General features: G+C 42.7%; 17 protein-coding genes. 7 read left to right on the plus strand and 10 right to left on the minus strand.

Annotation, left to right across the window (positions count from 1 at the left end; translation table 11 throughout):
- The first annotated feature begins 206 nt into the window (after positions 1–206).
- The 3 genes from V7K98_RS15610 to V7K98_RS15620 all read left to right on the plus strand — a co-directional run bounded on the left by V7K98_RS15610 (position 207) and on the right by V7K98_RS15620 (position 2,452).
- A complete protein-coding gene (locus tag V7K98_RS15610) occupies positions 207–1,457 on the plus strand; it encodes a competence/damage-inducible protein A (protein WP_335023441.1) in 1,251 nt (416 codons plus the stop codon).
- A 174-nt stretch (positions 1,458–1,631) separates the two neighbouring features.
- Positions 1,632–2,243: a hypothetical protein gene (locus tag V7K98_RS15615; RefSeq protein ID WP_335023272.1), complete on the plus strand. Its 612-nt coding sequence runs from the start codon at positions 1,632–1,634 to the stop codon at positions 2,241–2,243.
- Positions 2,244–2,245: 2 nt separating this feature from the next.
- Positions 2,246–2,452 carry a type II toxin-antitoxin system HicB family antitoxin gene (locus V7K98_RS15620; RefSeq protein ID WP_335023274.1) on the plus strand — a complete coding sequence of 69 codons (207 nt, stop codon included), beginning with the start codon at positions 2,246–2,248 and terminating at the stop codon, positions 2,450–2,452.
- Between the two features lie 156 nt (positions 2,453–2,608).
- On the opposite strand, the gene V7K98_RS15625 is transcribed toward V7K98_RS15620, so the two are convergent.
- Entirely contained in the window at positions 2,609–3,211 is a 603-nt protein-coding gene (locus tag V7K98_RS15625; RefSeq protein WP_335023276.1) for a Uma2 family endonuclease, read from the minus strand.
- A 441-nt stretch (positions 3,212–3,652) separates the two neighbouring features.
- Here V7K98_RS15625 and V7K98_RS15630 point away from each other — a divergent pair, with 441 nt between their 5' ends.
- From V7K98_RS15630 to V7K98_RS15640, 3 genes are all read left to right on the plus strand, one after another.
- Entirely contained in the window at positions 3,653–4,447 is a 795-nt protein-coding gene (locus V7K98_RS15630; RefSeq protein ID WP_335023278.1) for an LmeA family phospholipid-binding protein, read from the plus strand.
- A 342-nt stretch (positions 4,448–4,789) separates the two neighbouring features.
- A complete protein-coding gene (locus V7K98_RS15635; RefSeq protein ID WP_335023280.1) occupies positions 4,790–5,035 on the plus strand; it encodes an AbrB/MazE/SpoVT family DNA-binding domain-containing protein in 246 nt (81 codons plus the stop codon).
- Positions 5,022–5,411: a PIN domain-containing protein gene (locus V7K98_RS15640; protein WP_335023282.1), complete on the plus strand. Its 390-nt coding sequence runs from the start codon at positions 5,022–5,024 to the stop codon at positions 5,409–5,411. Before V7K98_RS15635 ends, V7K98_RS15640 begins: the two co-directional genes overlap by 14 nt.
- A gap of 217 nt (positions 5,412–5,628) precedes the next feature.
- Here the strand turns inward: V7K98_RS15640 and V7K98_RS15645 are convergent, their stop codons facing one another.
- The 9 genes from V7K98_RS15645 to V7K98_RS15685 all read right to left on the minus strand — a co-directional run bounded on the left by V7K98_RS15645 (position 5,629) and on the right by V7K98_RS15685 (position 15,568).
- Complete coding sequence (locus tag V7K98_RS15645; RefSeq protein WP_335023284.1) at positions 5,629–7,020, minus strand: UDP-glucose dehydrogenase family protein; 1,392 nt, start codon at positions 7,018–7,020, stop codon at positions 5,629–5,631.
- Between the two features lie 150 nt (positions 7,021–7,170).
- Positions 7,171–8,121 carry a UDP-glucuronic acid decarboxylase family protein gene (locus V7K98_RS15650; protein ID WP_335023287.1) on the minus strand — a complete coding sequence of 317 codons (951 nt, stop codon included), beginning with the start codon at positions 8,119–8,121 and terminating at the stop codon, positions 7,171–7,173.
- 532 nt (positions 8,122–8,653) lie between these two features.
- Positions 8,654–10,792: a cation:proton antiporter domain-containing protein gene (locus tag V7K98_RS15655; RefSeq protein ID WP_335023443.1), complete on the minus strand. Its 2,139-nt coding sequence runs from the start codon at positions 10,790–10,792 to the stop codon at positions 8,654–8,656.
- Positions 10,793–10,937: 145 nt separating this feature from the next.
- Positions 10,938–11,594: an HAS-barrel domain-containing protein gene (locus V7K98_RS15660; RefSeq protein WP_335023445.1), complete on the minus strand. Its 657-nt coding sequence runs from the start codon at positions 11,592–11,594 to the stop codon at positions 10,938–10,940.
- Between the two features lie 82 nt (positions 11,595–11,676).
- Positions 11,677–11,874 carry an NAD(P)H dehydrogenase subunit NdhS gene (locus tag V7K98_RS15665; RefSeq protein ID WP_012411449.1) on the minus strand — a complete coding sequence of 66 codons (198 nt, stop codon included), beginning with the start codon at positions 11,872–11,874 and terminating at the stop codon, positions 11,677–11,679.
- Positions 11,875–11,983: 109 nt separating this feature from the next.
- Positions 11,984–13,297: a rod shape-determining protein RodA gene (gene rodA / locus V7K98_RS15670; RefSeq protein WP_335023289.1), complete on the minus strand. Its 1,314-nt coding sequence runs from the start codon at positions 13,295–13,297 to the stop codon at positions 11,984–11,986.
- A gap of 20 nt (positions 13,298–13,317) precedes the next feature.
- Entirely contained in the window at positions 13,318–13,458 is a 141-nt protein-coding gene (locus V7K98_RS15675; protein WP_335023291.1) for a hypothetical protein, read from the minus strand.
- A gap of 76 nt (positions 13,459–13,534) precedes the next feature.
- Complete coding sequence (locus tag V7K98_RS15680) at positions 13,535–14,605, minus strand: Mrp/NBP35 family ATP-binding protein (protein ID WP_335023293.1); 1,071 nt, start codon at positions 14,603–14,605, stop codon at positions 13,535–13,537.
- Between the two features lie 438 nt (positions 14,606–15,043).
- Entirely contained in the window at positions 15,044–15,568 is a 525-nt protein-coding gene (locus V7K98_RS15685) for an SRPBCC family protein (RefSeq protein WP_335023295.1), read from the minus strand.
- Between the two features lie 81 nt (positions 15,569–15,649).
- On the opposite strand from V7K98_RS15685, the gene V7K98_RS15690 reads away from it, so the two are divergent.
- Positions 15,650–15,862 (plus strand): hypothetical protein, encoded by a 213-nt coding sequence (locus V7K98_RS15690; protein ID WP_335023297.1) that lies wholly within the window; start codon positions 15,650–15,652, stop codon positions 15,860–15,862.
- Positions 15,863–15,875 lie beyond the last annotated feature (13 nt).

Consider the following 15,875-nt stretch of genomic DNA (forward strand, 5'->3'; position numbering starts at 1 on the left):
GGGGCATGGGGCATTGGGCATTGGTAAATATAGCGTTTCCTAATCAGATGAAGTACATCATAGCCCCCTCATCGCTTGCGGGGAGGGGGTTGGGGGTGGGGTTCAGTACCTACTCAATTGAGAACCGCTATAGTTCTTCTTCCCAATTTCCCATTCCCCATTCCCATTCCCAATTCCCAATTCCCAATCCCCAATTCCCAATTCCAATGAGTGCAGAAATTATTTGTGTTGGTACTGAACTGCTGTTAGGAGATATCCTCAACGGCAATGCTCAATTTTTGGCGCAACAATTAGCGCAGTTAGGTATCCCCCACTACTATCAAACAGTGGTTGGGGATAATCCAGAAAGGTTGAAGCAAGTTATAGAAATTGCTATTTCCAGAGCGCAGATTCTCATTTTCACTGGTGGACTTGGCCCCACACCAGACGATCTCACCTGCGAAACCATCGCCGATTTTTTTAAAACTCCTTTGGTAGAAAACCCAGAAATCATCGAAGACATAACCCAGAAATTCGCCCAACGCGGTAGGGTTATGTCACCCAGTAACCGCAAACAGGCTTTGATTCCCCAAGGTGCAGAAATTCTCCCCAACCCAACTGGAACAGCACCCGGTATTATTTGGCAACCCCGTCCTGAAATCACGATTTTTACCTTTCCCGGCGTTCCCAGTGAAATGTACCCGATGTGGGAAGAAACAGCCGTCCCATTTCTCAAAAGTCAAGGTTGGGGTGAAGACATTATTTACAGCCGGAGTTTAAAGTTTTGGGGTATTGGTGAATCTGCTTTGGCGGAAAAAGTTGCTTCCTATTTGAAGTTACCAAATCCCACAGTCGCCCCTTATGCAGGTAAGGGAGAAGTAAGATTGCGAGTTTCTGCTAAAGCCACTTCCGAAGCAGCCGCAGAAGAACTAATTGCGCCCATTGAGAAACAACTTAAAGAAATTGCTGGACTAGATTTTTACGGCGTTAATAATGATACCCCTGCTTCCGTTGTCGGTGAGTTGTTGCGGGCATCAAAAGAAACGCTTTCTGTCGCAGAATCTTGCACCGGTGGCGGTTTAGGGCAAATGTTAACGGAGATTTCTGGAAGTTCTGATTACTTTTGGGGTGGAGTAATTTCTTATGATAATTCGGTGAAAGTTCGACTGCTGGGGGTTAACCAGGAAGATTTAGATAAATTTGGGGCGGTAAGTGCGATCGTTGCAGAGCAAATGGCAATTGGGGTAAAAACGCGCCTTGCAACAACTTGGGGATTGAGCATCACTGGAATTGCTGGCCCAACTGGAGGGACAGATACCAAGCCGGTGGGTTTAGTTTACGTTGGTTTAGCTGGGCCGAAGGATGAAGTGACAAGTTTTGAATATCAGTTTGGTACAGTGCGAGGACGTTCCCTAATTCGTCATGTGAGTGCAAATGCAGCTTTGGATAATCTGCGGCGGAAGTTGTTGAGTAGATAGGTAATCAACTATTTGTCAATAAGCAATAGTGCCGAAAATTTAGTTAGAGTTGGGCAAGTTAAATCTGTGCGATCGCAAGCAATCTCCGTATTTAGTCCAAAGTAACTTGTTTGCAGGATTTAGAGGACGATTAGGAAGTAGAGAAGTAAGGCAGAATGGTTTAATCATGCAGCTATGAGCAAAATTCCCATCCTTCAACCAAATAACTCGTATACTTTCAGAAGCTATTTTGAGATGGCATTCGAGCCAGAAGACATACTGGCTGAATTTGGCTATTCTTTAAAACGTTCTTCTCTCAATCTACAAAAGTCCAGCATTGAATTAGATAGACTCGCAAATCTCAAATCTAGAATTGAGGATAGTTTGCCATATATTAGTTTGACTAGTGAAGCAGCCCGCAGAGAATTACTAATTGCCCCAATTTTATTGGATGTTGTTCATTACACCCACGCTCAACTGAGAATCGAATATCCTTTAATTGTTACAGAACAATTAAAAGGTTCCCTTGACTATTATCTCCATGCAGACCATAAACTCTTAGTTGTGGAAGCTAAAAATGCTGATTTGGCAAGGGGTTTTACCCAGCTTGCTGTAGAATTGATTGCGATTGATACGTGGACTGATTCTCAAGAGGCAATTCTACAGGGGGCTGTTTCTACAGGGGATATTTGGCAATTTGGTTTATTGAATCGAGAAAGTAAACAAATAACTCAAAACCTCAATTTATATCGTGTTCCTGCTGATATAGAAGACTTGCTACGTATTTTAGTGGCGATACTGAATTAAAGATGAAACACTATCACATTAATATTTTCTACAGTGAAGAAGATGATGGCTATATTGCTGATATTCCTGATTTGAAATACTGTTCAGCTTTTGGCTCAACTGAAGAAGAAGCGCTTTGTGAAGTCTTGCAAGCAAAAGCAGCATGGTTAGATTCTGCCAAAGTTGAGGGTAAACCAACTCCTGAACCTAGATATCGTCCTGCAATTTAGCAGATAGCCTCATGATTAATGGATGTGCTGCGATGTTTGACGATAAGCCGCTCCGCCTCTACGCATTTTTGCATAGAGGTTGCGATCGCTTCGTAAGAGACTATGGCAGGAGACAAGGTGTATGAAAAGGCACTGCCTTACATAGCATTTTCAAAATCATTTCCAAACCTCGGTCAAATCTAGGATAAACCCAGGTAAGATATCTTCACCTGACAAGGTTACGGGATTATCTATAACTTCCACAGACTGGCCTTGCCTATAAATCTCTACCTTTTTGTTTTTTCGGTCAATTAACCAACCTAAACAAGCTCCGTTTTCGATATATTCCCTCATTTTGGCTCGTAGGGGTTTCATATTGTCATTTTTAGAACGCAGTTCCAGTACAAAATCAGGACAAAGAGGGACAAATCCATCTTGCTGTTCTGGAGTGAGTGTGTCCCATCTGTCTTGAACTACCCAAGCTGCATCGGGAGAGCGATCGGCTCCGTTAGGGAGGTGAAAACCAGTCGAAGAGTTAAATGTCTTACCAAGTCTTGTTTGACGGTTCCAGAGCCATAGTTGTCCTTCGATATCTAAATTCCTATTTCCTGTAGTACCTCCAGTTGGAGCCATAACAATTAGCTCTCCTGTAACAGTTCGTTCTAGTTGTAAATCTCGGTTAGCGATCGCCAACTCAACTAACTGCTCGTGGGTAACTGTAAGTGTTAGCGTTGGTGGAATATTCACTGCAATGGCTCGATGTGTTTTGGCTTGTGTCACTGTTTCTTATCAAACCTACGCCTATCTGGAAGCTCTACACAGATTCTAAAAACCATTTGCATTAATTTCCATAGTTTAAAGTAAATGCGTCACTATGGCGAACTGGCGATCGCATTTTTGCATAGAGGTTGCGTCACATACATCGACAAGACCAAACTTTAACAGCCATCTCTGCTAATATTTCTGCTCTTTTATTGATTTCTGTTTCGTTCCATTGTTTCAGATGTTGCAACCCCCGATTCAGACGTAGAGGAATATCTGCGAATCCACCATCTTTTTTATCCCGCTTCTCTATAAACGAGAGTAATATTTAATACATTGCCTCGTTAACCATCAGCTATCCAACTCCTACCCATCAGTACAATTAATCACGGGATCGCTTGCTGTATTCTTCACAGTTTGTTACAAAAGTATAAAGAACTTCTAGAGACTAAAAACCACATGTTCGGCGGACTTACTGGTTTACAAGATCCTAAAGGCACTGATTGGGGAGAGCGGATGCTCAACACAGTGGCCAGCCAAACGATTCGCCACCTGTTTACGCAAAGCGAGTCAGTAGAAGTCTCTGTGCGCTGCTACCCCTCCAGCAAACTGTTGCAAGGCAGCATTGATAGCTTCAAAATGACCGGTCGGGGCTTGGTGATTCGGAAAGATTTCGCGGTAGAGGAGATGTCTTTTGAAACTGATGCGGTTGGCATTGACTTCGGCTCGGTTTTAAAAGGCAAACTCAGTCTTAAGCAACCGACTCAAGCGATCGCTCAAGTCATATTATCAGAAGTGGGCATTAACCAAGCCTTTAGCGCGGAACTGGTTAAAAAGCGCCTGCTAAACCTCTCCGTACCATCCTTGACAGAATTATCTGGCGGTGAACCAGTTTCCTTTACGGAGGTTCAGGTGCAGCTATTACCAGAAAATCGGTTGCAGCTTGTAGCAAAAGCAGATTTAAATAATGGCGAACTTGTACCCCTGAGCATGATTCTAACTATAGGCATTGAAAGGCGGCGGCGAGTTTCTTTTAAAGATCCGAAAATTCAACTAGATCAAGTACCAGAAGCACAACGGGAAATTTCGCAAACCTTGAGTGTAGCGCTGGTAGAAATTTTAGATAATATGGTCGATTTGGATCGTTTTGACCTTGATGGAGTGAAAATGAGACTCAACCGATTAGAAACTGAAGGTCAAAAACTTATTTTCAGTGGATATGCTGAAGTTGAACGTATTCCAAATAGCGCTTGATATGAGCATTTAGCACAAAAATACCAGAAAAAATCTGCGGAATGTGGGCTAAAAAGCGATGCCTGGGTTGGGCTGCGCCAACGCATTATTTCATGCATTTTTGTTTTAGGGTTTCTAAGGCTTGTTCAGCAGCAATTCCTTCACCGCGTTCAAATTCGTCTAGTCCTTTACGAATACCTACTATTGTTTCTAAGTAATCGATGCGCTCTAAAAGTTATCAATATGTGGCTGAATGTTCTTGTGGAGTTGTTTTGAGCGATCGCAAAAAGTTAAGTAGGGTTTCTAGAAGTTCTGAAATCGACTTTATAATCTAGTAAGGAAGAAAAGTAAGGATTTTCAGTAATGGCAAGTGCAACCATCACGACAAAAGGACAAGTAACTATCCCTAAACAAATTAGAGATTATCTGAATTTAGACACAGGTAGTAAGGTGGATTTTGTCATTGATGAAAATGGGATAGTGACACTGATTCCCTTAAATATCTCTGTTCAAAGTTTATCAGGAATTTTACATCGTCCAGGGATGAAAAGCGCAACTTTAGAGGAAATGGAAACAGCAATTAGAGAAGGTTCAAGTGATTGGAGTTGACACCAATATTTTAGTGCGCTACCTGACGAAAGATGATGAACAGCAGTGGGAGAAAGCTGTTGAGATTATTGAAGGTGAAGAGCAGTGTTTTATTGCTAATATAGTTATGTGCAAATTAGTCTGGGTTTTGCGCGGTAAGCCTTATCAATTTAGTAGGGAAGAAATCAGTAAAACTATAGAGATGATGGTGCAATGTTCAGTTTTTGAGTTAGAAAATCGCTCTGTGGTTTATCAAGCATTGCAGCGTTTTAAGCAGGGAAGTGCAGATTTTTCTGACTATTTAATTGGTACAGTTGCTCAACAATTTGGTTGTACCACAACAGCAACATTTGACAGAAAGTTGAGAGACGACAAAGGATTTGATTTGTTGGAGTGATAACCGAGCGATCGCTAATCAGTGGATATTTAGGATATAATTTATCCTTATGTGAATGTTTCTTGGATGTAAGTAATGCCATAGCAGATGGTTTGCATCGACTTTATTCAAATACAAAAAAGCGATCCCACTTTGCGTAATCACAAAGACGATCGCTTGATTTATATGATTGAAAATGGGAAATGATCAGCTTACACAACCGTCAGTTAAAAACTCTCTATCGTCCCACGCCTACATATTGGAATCCAGCGCGTACCAGTGTTTCGGGGTCGAGGAAGTTACGACCATCAATGATAACGGGGTGGGCCATCAATTTTGCCATTTTCACATAGTCGAGAGTGCTGAACTGCTGCCATTCGGTGACGAGTACTAACGCATCGCAGCCGTCAGCTAGTCTTTCGGCATCTGTTTCTACTAGCACACCAGAAAGCCCATGACGCATACCTGTTTGGGAAATGATGGGGTCATAAGCTTTAACTTTGGCTCCCAATCTGTTTAGCTGCTCAATTAAAATGAGGGCTGGAGCATCGCGCAAGTCGTCGGTATCTGGCTTGAAAGTTAATCCGAGTAATCCGACTGTTTTGCCTTTGAGGATTTTCAGAACTTGTTGGAGTTTCTCCAAAGCAATCAAGCGTTGGCGTTCGTTGACACTAACAGCAGCTTTCATTAGCTGGGCTTCATAACCATAGTCCTCAGCAGTATGAATCAGAGCCGAGACATCTTTGGGAAAGCATGAACCACCCCAACCAATACCAGCTTGTAAAAACTTGTTACCAATGCGGGAGTCTAGACCAATACCTTTAGCTACTTCGGTAACATCAGCACCGACGCGATCGCAAATATTAGCAACTTCGTTAATAAAACTAATCTTGGTAGCTAAAAAGGCATTGGCGGCATATTTAATCATCTCCGCCGAACTCAGGTCTGTTGCCAAAATTGGCACTGGGGGTAAAGATCTATCGACAGCGTACTTACGTTCCACAATTGGGGCATACAGTTGTTGCATCAAGGCTACTGCTCTTTGACTATTGCCTCCTAGTACAATGCGATCGGGGTTGAAGGTGTCGTGAACTGCTGAACCTTCACGCAAAAATTCTGGATTGCTCACTACATCAAATTCAGCTGCAAACTCAGGTAATTTCTCATCACTTGGGACTCCACCTGCGGGTACCAATTTTTTTTGCTGCTCTGCAATCCCATCTAGAACAAGCATCCGCACCCAGTCACCTGAACCAATGGGGACTGTAGATTTATTCACGATCACCTTATAACCACCGTTGAGATTTTCTCCAATCCCACGGGCTACAGCTTCGACGTAACGAGTATCACTTTCACCTGTCGGCAAAGGTGGTGTTCCCACAGCAATAAACAGAATTTCTCCGTGGGAAACCCCAGCAGCAAGATCGCTTGTAAAATGAATCTTCTCTGTTTGAATGGCAGACTGCATAATTTCTGAGAGTCCCGGCTCAAAAATTGGGGACTGTCCAGATTTCATTAACTTAACTTTTTCTTCGTTGTTGTCTACGCAAATTACATCATGCCCAATATGAGCCAAGCAAGCGCCTGTAACTAAACCAACGTAACCAGTACCAATCACGCAAACACGCATTCTTTAACTGCCTCACTTTTTTGAGTGTATTCTTCAAAAAGAAGTTATCAATATGACACTTAACACAGTGTTAGTAAACTCAGGAACTAAGCATACTAGCTACCTTTTGGGTGAGCCTGCATGAACATTTAGAGCAACGCTAGACGCTACTTAGTTGGTTGAATTATTGCCATCGCCTTGAATGCGATCGCGGAAATCTTCTATTGTCAGTTTTAACCCCTCTTGCAGAGGAATGGTAGGTTCCCAATTTAACCAAGTCTTTGCTTTGGTGATATCAGGCTGACGACGACGGGGATCGTCTGAAGGTAGTGGTTCAAACTTAATCTGTGCATCTGGATTGATCATATTTTGCACAGCTTGCGCCAATTGCAAAATCGTGTATTCACCAGGATTTCCCAAATTCATTGGGCCAATATAGTCGCTATTCATCAGGCGGATGAATCCTTCTACCAAATCGGAAACGTAGCAGAAACTACGAGTTTGAGAACCATCGCCGTACACGGTTAAAGGATTACCCCGCAAGGCTTGAACTATAAAGTTGCTTACTACCCGACCATCGTTTTCTAACATTCTCGGGCCGTAGGTGTTAAATATCCGAACAACTCGAATATCAACTTTATTTTGTCTGTAGTAATCAAATGCTAAAGTCTCAGCAATTCTTTTACCTTCGTCGTAGCATGAACGTATCCCAATGGGATTGACGCTACCCCTATACTCTTCAACTTGGGGATGAACTTCTGGATCTCCATATACTTCACTCGTTGAAGCCAAGAAAAACCTAGCTTTCACACGTTTAGCTAGCCCCAACATATTCAGGGTTCCCATGACGTTAGTCTTAACGGTTTTAACTGGGTTGTACTGGTAATGTACTGGTGATGCAGGACAAGCTAAATGATAGATTTGATCAACTTCTAAGCGAATTGGCTCGGTAATGTCGTGGCGGATCAGTTCAAAGTACGGATGACCTAACCATTTAAGAATGTTACGTTTATGACCAGTGTAAAAGTTATCCAAGCATATTAATTCATGCCCATCAGCCATTAATCGGTCGATGAGATGGGAACCAATAAACCCAGCACCGCCCGTTACCAAAATTCTCATAGTTTCCCAGTTACTTACAAATATTTTCAGTAGCTATTGCACTTACTTTTAGATTACCCAGCTTGGGGACAAAAATACAGAATTCAAAAAATATCGAGGTTTAATCAAAAAGTGTTGTTGAACTTAGGAATAAGAATTAAATAACATACAGTTTAGTTTATGTCTCTGGCTTACCTCACCCTCAATCCCTCTTCTTATAAAGGAGAGGGATCCTGAGACAGGATAAAGTACATTTTATTTAATCCACATTCCTTGGTTGTTTTCTACGGTTAGAGTTTTATGATGTTTTTACCTGCTTTTTTAATAATTTAACTAGCAAAATAACAAACTTAGTCTCAATATTGTCAATCTTCTACTTAAAGTTCATCAAATCTTCAATAATATCAAATATTTTTACGGCTACTTAATATCATTAGTTGAATGCAAAGTTACACAGAATTGCCTGTAGGAATCTACAGATATCCCTACATTCGAGCCATTTATTGCTGATCGTAGCCCCAGCTAACTCAGATGGACTGGAATATGCCCAGTATTATACAGCAGATGTAACGCTAGTAACCGTGTTAGACATAACTACATTTGTGGTTTGAGTGCGCTGTGGTTCTCCAAGCATGACAATGGAGCAGGTGAGTTGTCTGGCTAATTGGGTTGTAACATCGCTAATTGCTAACCCTCCAGGGCTGGTACGATTGCGTATAAAAGGTAAAACTACTAAATCATATAATCGGGCTGCCTGCAAAATTGCTTGGGCAACATTTTCATGAGCGATAATTTGAATTTCTGGGGCATTAGCCAAAGCTAAGTTAGACACCATTAGGGAGAGATGCGATCGCCTCCAAGCAATTTTACTGGAACTAGTGCGGCGATCGCACACATTTAGGACAGTAATATGGCTCTGATTTTCCTCTGCCAGCATCTGGGCAAATTGTACAGGTTGTAATATAGGTGCTGTTAAGTTTTCTACTGGTACTAAGATGCGCTGAATTTTTTTCGGTGATTCTACTAGACGTGTTACTGCGACTGGACAATGGGATGCCCAAAGTACTCCATCAATCACATTCCCAAATAAACGCGCTCGTAACCCAGTCCGTTTACCCCAACCCATAACAATTAAATTAGCCTTTTGTTCGCGGGCGGCTCGGCTAATTCCTTGAGCAAAGGCATCATCGATTCGCAGCATTGGTTCTGCGGTAACGCCCAATATTCGACTGTGTGCTGTGGCTTTAGTTAATAACTGCTCACTGCGTTGTAGAGACGCTTCTAACTGCGGTGCATCCATCTGAGCCGCAGCAGTGGCGATCGCCAGTGGTATAATTTTTCCCTGAGACTGACGCGCTAATAAGGCCGCCATTTCAATCAAATGCTGTTCGGTATGAGGATTATAAACAGGTACAACTATCGTAAAAGCACTATCTGTTTCTGGTGCATTCTGTTTAGGTAGAGGTGTTGCTGGATCTTCGGCTGGTAAGGAACTCAAACCAACAGCTATTCGACTGGTTATTAAAGGCCCCAAGGTTGATGTGACAACCATTAAGACAATGACACTGTGTAATACTTCTAGTGGCAGCAACCCAGCCCGATATCCCACTAACGTCGCTGCTAAGGTTGTACCAACCTGGGGAAGTGATAGCGACCAGATGGTTAACGTTTCTTGCCACTTGTAACGATAAACCAATTTTGTCAACAAAGCTGCAATCAATTTACTGACAATTAAACCGACTATCATCAACAGGGTTAACTTGAGCGTGTCGAGGTCGTTCAGAAAGGTGGGTAGATCGATCAGTAAGCCAAGGTCAACAAAGAAAATGGGAATAAACAACACACTGCCAATAAATACTACCTTTTCTTTAACTGGGCCTTCACCCACAGCTTCATTCACTGCTAAACCCGCTAAAAAAGCACCTACAATTTTTTCTACTCCGATCAATTGAGCGCCCACAGCCGCTAGAAAGACAGAAAGTAATACAAACAAAAACTTGTTTCCTTCGTCATCTCCAGACCGCTTGAAAAATTCCTTACCTGCCCAATCAAAGCCTGTGACAACGGCAACAGAGTAAATAATTAATCGACCGGACAAGGTGAGTAGTTCAGCAAAGCTGAATGCTCCACCATGAGCAATGCCTACACAAACGGCTAGTATCAGTACCACGCCAATATCTGTAAAAATCTTAGCTCCAATGGTGACAGTAACAGCTTCATTGTTTACCACTCCCAAACGGCTGATTATGGGATATGCCAAAAGGGTATAGGAAGCGAATAAGGAGCCAATTAAGATTGAAGTATTCCAGCCATAGCCTAAAATCAGCCCTACTAAGGTTCCCATAACTAGGGGGACACTGAAAGTCAAGCTAGCAAACCCAAAGGCCCGACTTTTTTGTCGGCGAAACTTTTCTAGATCAATTTCTAGCCCTGCGACAAACAGCAAATAAATTAACCCAATGTCTGACAGCAGGTTAATCATCGGTGAGTCAGACTGAAATAGATGCCAGCCTGAAGGCCCAAGTACTAGCCCTGAGAAAACCAAACCCACTAATCCTGGTAATCTTAGCCGCTCAAACATGATGGGGATAACTAAGATCACCACCAGTAAAATAGCAAAGGGAACAATTGGTTCCTTGCCAAGAACTTGGGAGTTTGCTTCCAGAACAAGAACTTGTGATATGAGTTCCATCATGTAGGAATTGAAGGGGCTATGGTAAGACTGCGATTACCTTGGGGCGATCGCCTGATGGATATAAAATTGGGAGGCCACCCGACGAAAAATTAAAAATATTAATAACTTACACTAACTAGGTAATTGTCTAATAACTAACTACCTACGGATGGATTTGACTTAAAATAAACCGCAAGCGATCGTAATCGTCTTTAAGTAGAACGCTCAGGTTACGTCCAGCTTTAATTAACCATTCTCGGTCAGCTTTGCGTAACTGGTATACATCTCGAATGGCAGCTGCGGTTAAAGACTCAACTGGCGCACCGTTAATACAAAGTAGTGTCCGCAAAAAATCTAATTCTTCAGTAAATTTAACGATCGCTTCTGGTTCACACCGATAAACAGCTTGATGAATTTGCGGGGGACGGGGTGGTAGATACTGATATATTCTTTGGTTATAACCTCGATTCTGGGAAGATTGTTCAAATCCCACGATCGCAGCCCGGAATTCCGTCCTCAGCATGGCAAATATTTGGGGTTGTTCCTCGCGTAAGTCTTGCAATGACAACCCTAATGCTCTCGCTCGGTGTACAGAATCTATGGGCGTTGTCGTAGCATAGTATACTATGCCGTAAACTTGATTTCCAGATTCTTCATCCACAGAACAAACCCAACTACCAAAGGGTGGCATGGAGGGGAAGGTCAAATCTTCTGGTTCCAAACACTGAGCTAGAAATTCGGTACTAGTAGTCTCAATCACCTCCGCAATGTGGTTGGGATGGCGATCGCCAGTGGCAAACTGTGGTAAGGGGAGGCGCATGGTTTTCAAGAGTCATTAATCATTAGTCATTAGTCATTAGTTTTTGCCAAATGACAAAGGACTAATGACTAATGACTAGATATTATTTGGCTTTTTTCCGTCCGGCTATGGTTTCTACGAGTTCCAATTCGCTTAGGCGAAAGGTAACTAATTTATCCCAGTTACCACCTTCAAATAATACGGCTACTTTGCCATCAGTTAGTCGTTGCACGAGTCCTTCGTAACGATAATAGGTATCTGCGGGATTCTTGACGCGAACAGTTGCTCCAGGCAGAATCATATTTTTAGCCTCGTTTGTTTCCTTTTAATAGCTTAATACTTGTTAATAGTCATTTGTCATTTGTCATTGGTTATTAGCAAAGGACAAAGGACAAATGACCAATGGCGAATCAATAATACTTTTGCTTTTGGCGAAAATTTGCTACCGATTCTACTATTCCCAACGAAATGAAGTTGGTTAGCATAGCAGAACGCCCATAACTCATCCAAGGTAGGGGAATTCCTGCCACAGGCGCTAAACCTACAGTCATCCCGACGTTGACAATCACCTGAAACACAATCATCGACAAAACCCCAATAGCCAACAACGAACCAAAGTTATCTTTGGCGGTTTGGGCAACATGCAGCAGACGGAAGCAAATTAAGCAGAAGACAAACAGCACTAACAAACAACCCACAAAACCAAATTCTTCTCCCACTGCGGAGAAAATAAAGTCTGTATGCTGTTCAGGTACGAAATTAAGTTGTGTCATTGGCCCCTTAAACAAACCCCATCCCCAAATTTCACCAGCACCAATGGCAATACGAGATTGGATTAAGTGATACCCAGCACCGAGTGGATCGTGATCGGGATCCATGAATACAGTTAGCCGATCTTTTTGGTACGGTTTTAAAATATGGTTCCAAGCGAAGACTCCTAATTCCCCACCGAGTATATTGAGAGTCCACGCACTGATAGCACCGAAACCAAATCTACGCCAGGGCAAAGTTTGCCAGCCGACGATAGCCATCGCAAATGACCAAATTAGCCCTAATGGGCCAAAAGATAGTTCTTTGAATAAAACTATCGGCTCTGAATAAGGCCAAGATATACTAAACAAAATGGCGGCAACCACAGGAGAAATCAGCAGAATTAACCATCCTGGGTTAGCATTTGCCCAGTAAAGCATTCCTAAGACGATCGCACCAAATACTAATGATGTTGCTAAATCTGGCTGCAAAAATACTAATCCCCAAGGTATGGCAGTGATTGCCAAAACGCGGAAAACACCTTCGAGGCTAGAAGCAGTCCGCCTATGTAGCAAAGCCGCTAAGGTGATAATCATACCGATTTTAGCAAATTCTGAGGGTTGCACGTTAAAGCCAGCAATGCTAATCCACCTTTGTGCCCCTTTAGCGCTGGTACCAGCAATCATTACAGCGATTAAGCTGAAGTTCGTTAGTGAGTATGTTACCCAGTGCCACTGCATCAAAAGTTCGTAACGGATGCGAGATAAAAATAGGGCTATAAGCACGCCGATACCCGCTACCATCCAGTGCCACCACCAGTCTGTTACTGGCTGCTTCAGTTCAGTACTGAGAATCATGATGCCACCAAAGATACTGATAGCAACTGGCAAACAAAATAGGAGCCAATCTACCTGCTGCCAGGGCTTAACCCAAGACTTCCAGCGAATTTTGGGGAGCGATCGTTTTAATAACATTGTGCTAATTTAGACTTTTTTTAAGTGTTGGGCATTGGGCATTGGGCATTGGGCATTGGGCATTGGGCATTGGTTATTTTCGTTGTCTCTGTCTCTCTAAAGTTGTGTGCGATCTTTTGACTTGTCTTTTGTTTTCCTTCTGCCCATGCCCCATGCCCCATTCCCCATTCCCCATTCCCAATCAATTTTTAGTATTCCCAAGACATAGCCCAGGAAGCAGATAGAAATTAAAATTAATTATGTCAATGCAGCAACTGATACTTTACCAGCAATGTTAAGAGCGATCGCTGTTAATGCTTTTGCCGAAGCTGAATCTGGATCGCCAACAACTATCGGCACACCACTGTCACCGCCAACTCGTGTGGAAATCTCTAGCGGTACGCACCCTAAAAGTGGCACTCCCAATTCGGCGGCAGTTTTGGAGCCACCACCAGAACCAAAGATGTCATAGTGCTTATCAGGTTGATCGGGGGGGATAAAATAGCTCATATTTTCTACGATTCCCAATACTGGGACATTCATCTGCTGGAACATCCGCAATCCCTTGCGAGAATCTAATAGGGCTACATTTTGCGGTGTGGTGACAATTACCGCCCCTGCCATCGGCACTGCTTGAGTTAAAGTTAACTGAGCATCTCCGGTTCCTGGTGGCATATCTACAATCAGATAATCTAGTTCTCCCCATTGCACTTGATAAAGAAACTGGCGAATTACACCATTGAGCATAGGCCCCCGCCAAATTACTGGTTGATCTCGGTCAATCAAAAAGCCCATTGAAACTAATTTGACACCGTGATTAAAAGCAGGTTCCAGGATGTCACCTGTATCAGTCGAACGCACTACAATTTTGGCATCAGCCAAACCCAGCATGGTGGGATCATTGGGGCCATAAATATCAGCATCTAACAAGCCGACTTTCGCCCCGGTTTGAGCTAGAGCTACAGCTACATTTACCGCCACCGTACTTTTACCAACGCCACCTTTACCACTGGAAACAGCAATAATATTTTTGACACCAGAAATACCAGTGCGGTCTGGCAAACTTTTTTGTTGCGGTGTTTCTGCCGTTACTTCTATTTTTACATCCGTAACACCTGGGAGCTTTTTGACAGCTTTCTGACAGTCATCAACGATAAATTCTCGTAAAGGACAGGCAGGAGTGGTCAGCACTAAAGTGAAACTAACTTTGCCACCGTCAATTTTGACGTTACGGATCATATTCAGTTCCACCAGACTTTTGCGGAGTTCTGGATCTTCCACTGGGCGCAAAATTTCTAGGACAGAGCGAGAATCAAGGACATCGTACATAAAAATTTAAAATTCAAAATGAATAAATACACTTGTGGCGAACATCTTAGCTATTAACTGGATGCTTTCTTAAGTAAGGTCAGCTTAGTGTTATCACTGTCACTGCCGTAATAAAACTTAGCAAATAGCATTATTACCTAATAGGATCTTAACTTTCTTTGGGCATTGGGGATTAGGAATTGGGCATTGAGTACTTGTACTGAGCGTTGCCGTGAGGGACTTCCAATAAATAAATTATCCAATCTTGTGGGGTGGGCATCTTGCCCGCCTTTGGTTACTGGGCGGGCAAGATGCCCACCCCACAATAAATAGTTGGATATTTTTTTATTTGGAAGTCCCTAAAGCCTGCGGCATAGCTTCGCTTAAGGGACAGGATCTCGTAGAAAAGTATTGGGTATTATTTGTTTTTCCCAATTCCCATTCCCCATTCCCAATTCCCTAAAAATCAAAACAACTGTCATTAATGGATTTTTTCTTACCAGATACCGTTCGTAATGCCGTTTTTTCTGCTGCTTCTACTAAAGACCGTGCTACGCGATCTGCATAAGGACGGGATAAAGACCAAATCAAAGGCGAGAACCAACCCCGTAGGGTTACAGAATAAGACAAACAAGTACCACAAACCGTTGACTCTACTTGATAAGTAACTCGTTCCTCTATGCCCGGAATCGCTAGCACTCGGATAGTCAGCATTTCTCTAGGATTGACGCGCTCCACAAAAATACGGATGGGAATCGGCGAAAAGCGTGTTACTGCGTGAAAAATCAATCCTGGTTTGGGTACTAATCCGTAGGGTACATTAGTACTCTTAAGTGATGGATGCCAGGAAACATCTGTCAAGTCAGCGACTTTTTGCCACAATTCATCTACAGAAGCAGAGCTAATCTCTCGATACGTCCGCACCAGAGAAGCGCAAAACCGACGACGTTTGCGGTGGATGAATTTGGATAACCAATCTTGCATTTTCCTAATCCTCCCCCTCTCTAGACACTTTCTGGTAACTCTGGTATTCTGTGCAACTACGCTCAGTTACTGGAATACCAAATGAGCGAAATAGTAAAAATTAACAAAAAAAGCTCAGTCAATATACAAGCCTATACGCATTTGAGGGAAAATAACTCTAGTGATGCCTATCAATCGGATAAATGCTTAACCAGTAATAAAAAACGGGTTGGGCAAATAGAGCTTGATTGTTGGCGCGTGTTTCCCCCAAATTTTAAGATAAGAAATTTGTGGCTTTCTGGAAATAAATTGTAATTTAGGTTTGGGA

Origin of the sequence: Nostoc sp. (assembly GCF_036917435.1) — a bacterium.
Lineage (GTDB): Bacteria > Cyanobacteriota > Cyanobacteriia > Cyanobacteriales > Nostocaceae > Nostoc.

Excerpts from the sequence above, each read along its gene's own strand:
- V7K98_RS15655 (WP_335023443.1), bottom strand. The coding sequence starts at position 10,792 with ATGGAACTCATATCACAAGTTCTTGTTCTGGAAGCAAACTCCCAAGTT.
- V7K98_RS15615 (WP_335023272.1), top strand. The coding sequence starts at position 1,632 with ATGAGCAAAATTCCCATCCTTCAACCAAATAACTCGTATACTTTCAGA.
- V7K98_RS15675 (WP_335023291.1), bottom strand. The coding sequence starts at position 13,458 with ATGGGGCATGGGGCATGGGCAGAAGGAAAACAAAAGACAAGTCAAAAG.
- V7K98_RS15685 (WP_335023295.1), bottom strand. The coding sequence starts at position 15,568 with ATGCAAGATTGGTTATCCAAATTCATCCACCGCAAACGTCGTCGGTTT.
- V7K98_RS15660 (WP_335023445.1), bottom strand. The coding sequence starts at position 11,594 with ATGCGCCTCCCCTTACCACAGTTTGCCACTGGCGATCGCCATCCCAAC.
- V7K98_RS15620 (WP_335023274.1), top strand. The coding sequence starts at position 2,246 with ATGAAACACTATCACATTAATATTTTCTACAGTGAAGAAGATGATGGC.
- V7K98_RS15690 (WP_335023297.1), top strand. The coding sequence starts at position 15,650 with ATGAGCGAAATAGTAAAAATTAACAAAAAAAGCTCAGTCAATATACAA.
- V7K98_RS15650 (WP_335023287.1), bottom strand. The coding sequence starts at position 8,121 with ATGAGAATTTTGGTAACGGGCGGTGCTGGGTTTATTGGTTCCCATCTC.
- V7K98_RS15610 (WP_335023441.1), top strand. The coding sequence starts at position 207 with ATGAGTGCAGAAATTATTTGTGTTGGTACTGAACTGCTGTTAGGAGAT.
- V7K98_RS15635 (WP_335023280.1), top strand. The coding sequence starts at position 4,790 with ATGGCAAGTGCAACCATCACGACAAAAGGACAAGTAACTATCCCTAAA.
- rodA (WP_335023289.1), bottom strand. The coding sequence starts at position 13,297 with ATGTTATTAAAACGATCGCTCCCCAAAATTCGCTGGAAGTCTTGGGTT.
- V7K98_RS15645 (WP_335023284.1), bottom strand. The coding sequence starts at position 7,020 with ATGCGTGTTTGCGTGATTGGTACTGGTTACGTTGGTTTAGTTACAGGC.
- V7K98_RS15665 (WP_012411449.1), bottom strand. The coding sequence starts at position 11,874 with ATGATTCTGCCTGGAGCAACTGTTCGCGTCAAGAATCCCGCAGATACC.
- V7K98_RS15680 (WP_335023293.1), bottom strand. The coding sequence starts at position 14,605 with ATGTACGATGTCCTTGATTCTCGCTCTGTCCTAGAAATTTTGCGCCCA.
- V7K98_RS15630 (WP_335023278.1), top strand. The coding sequence starts at position 3,653 with ATGTTCGGCGGACTTACTGGTTTACAAGATCCTAAAGGCACTGATTGG.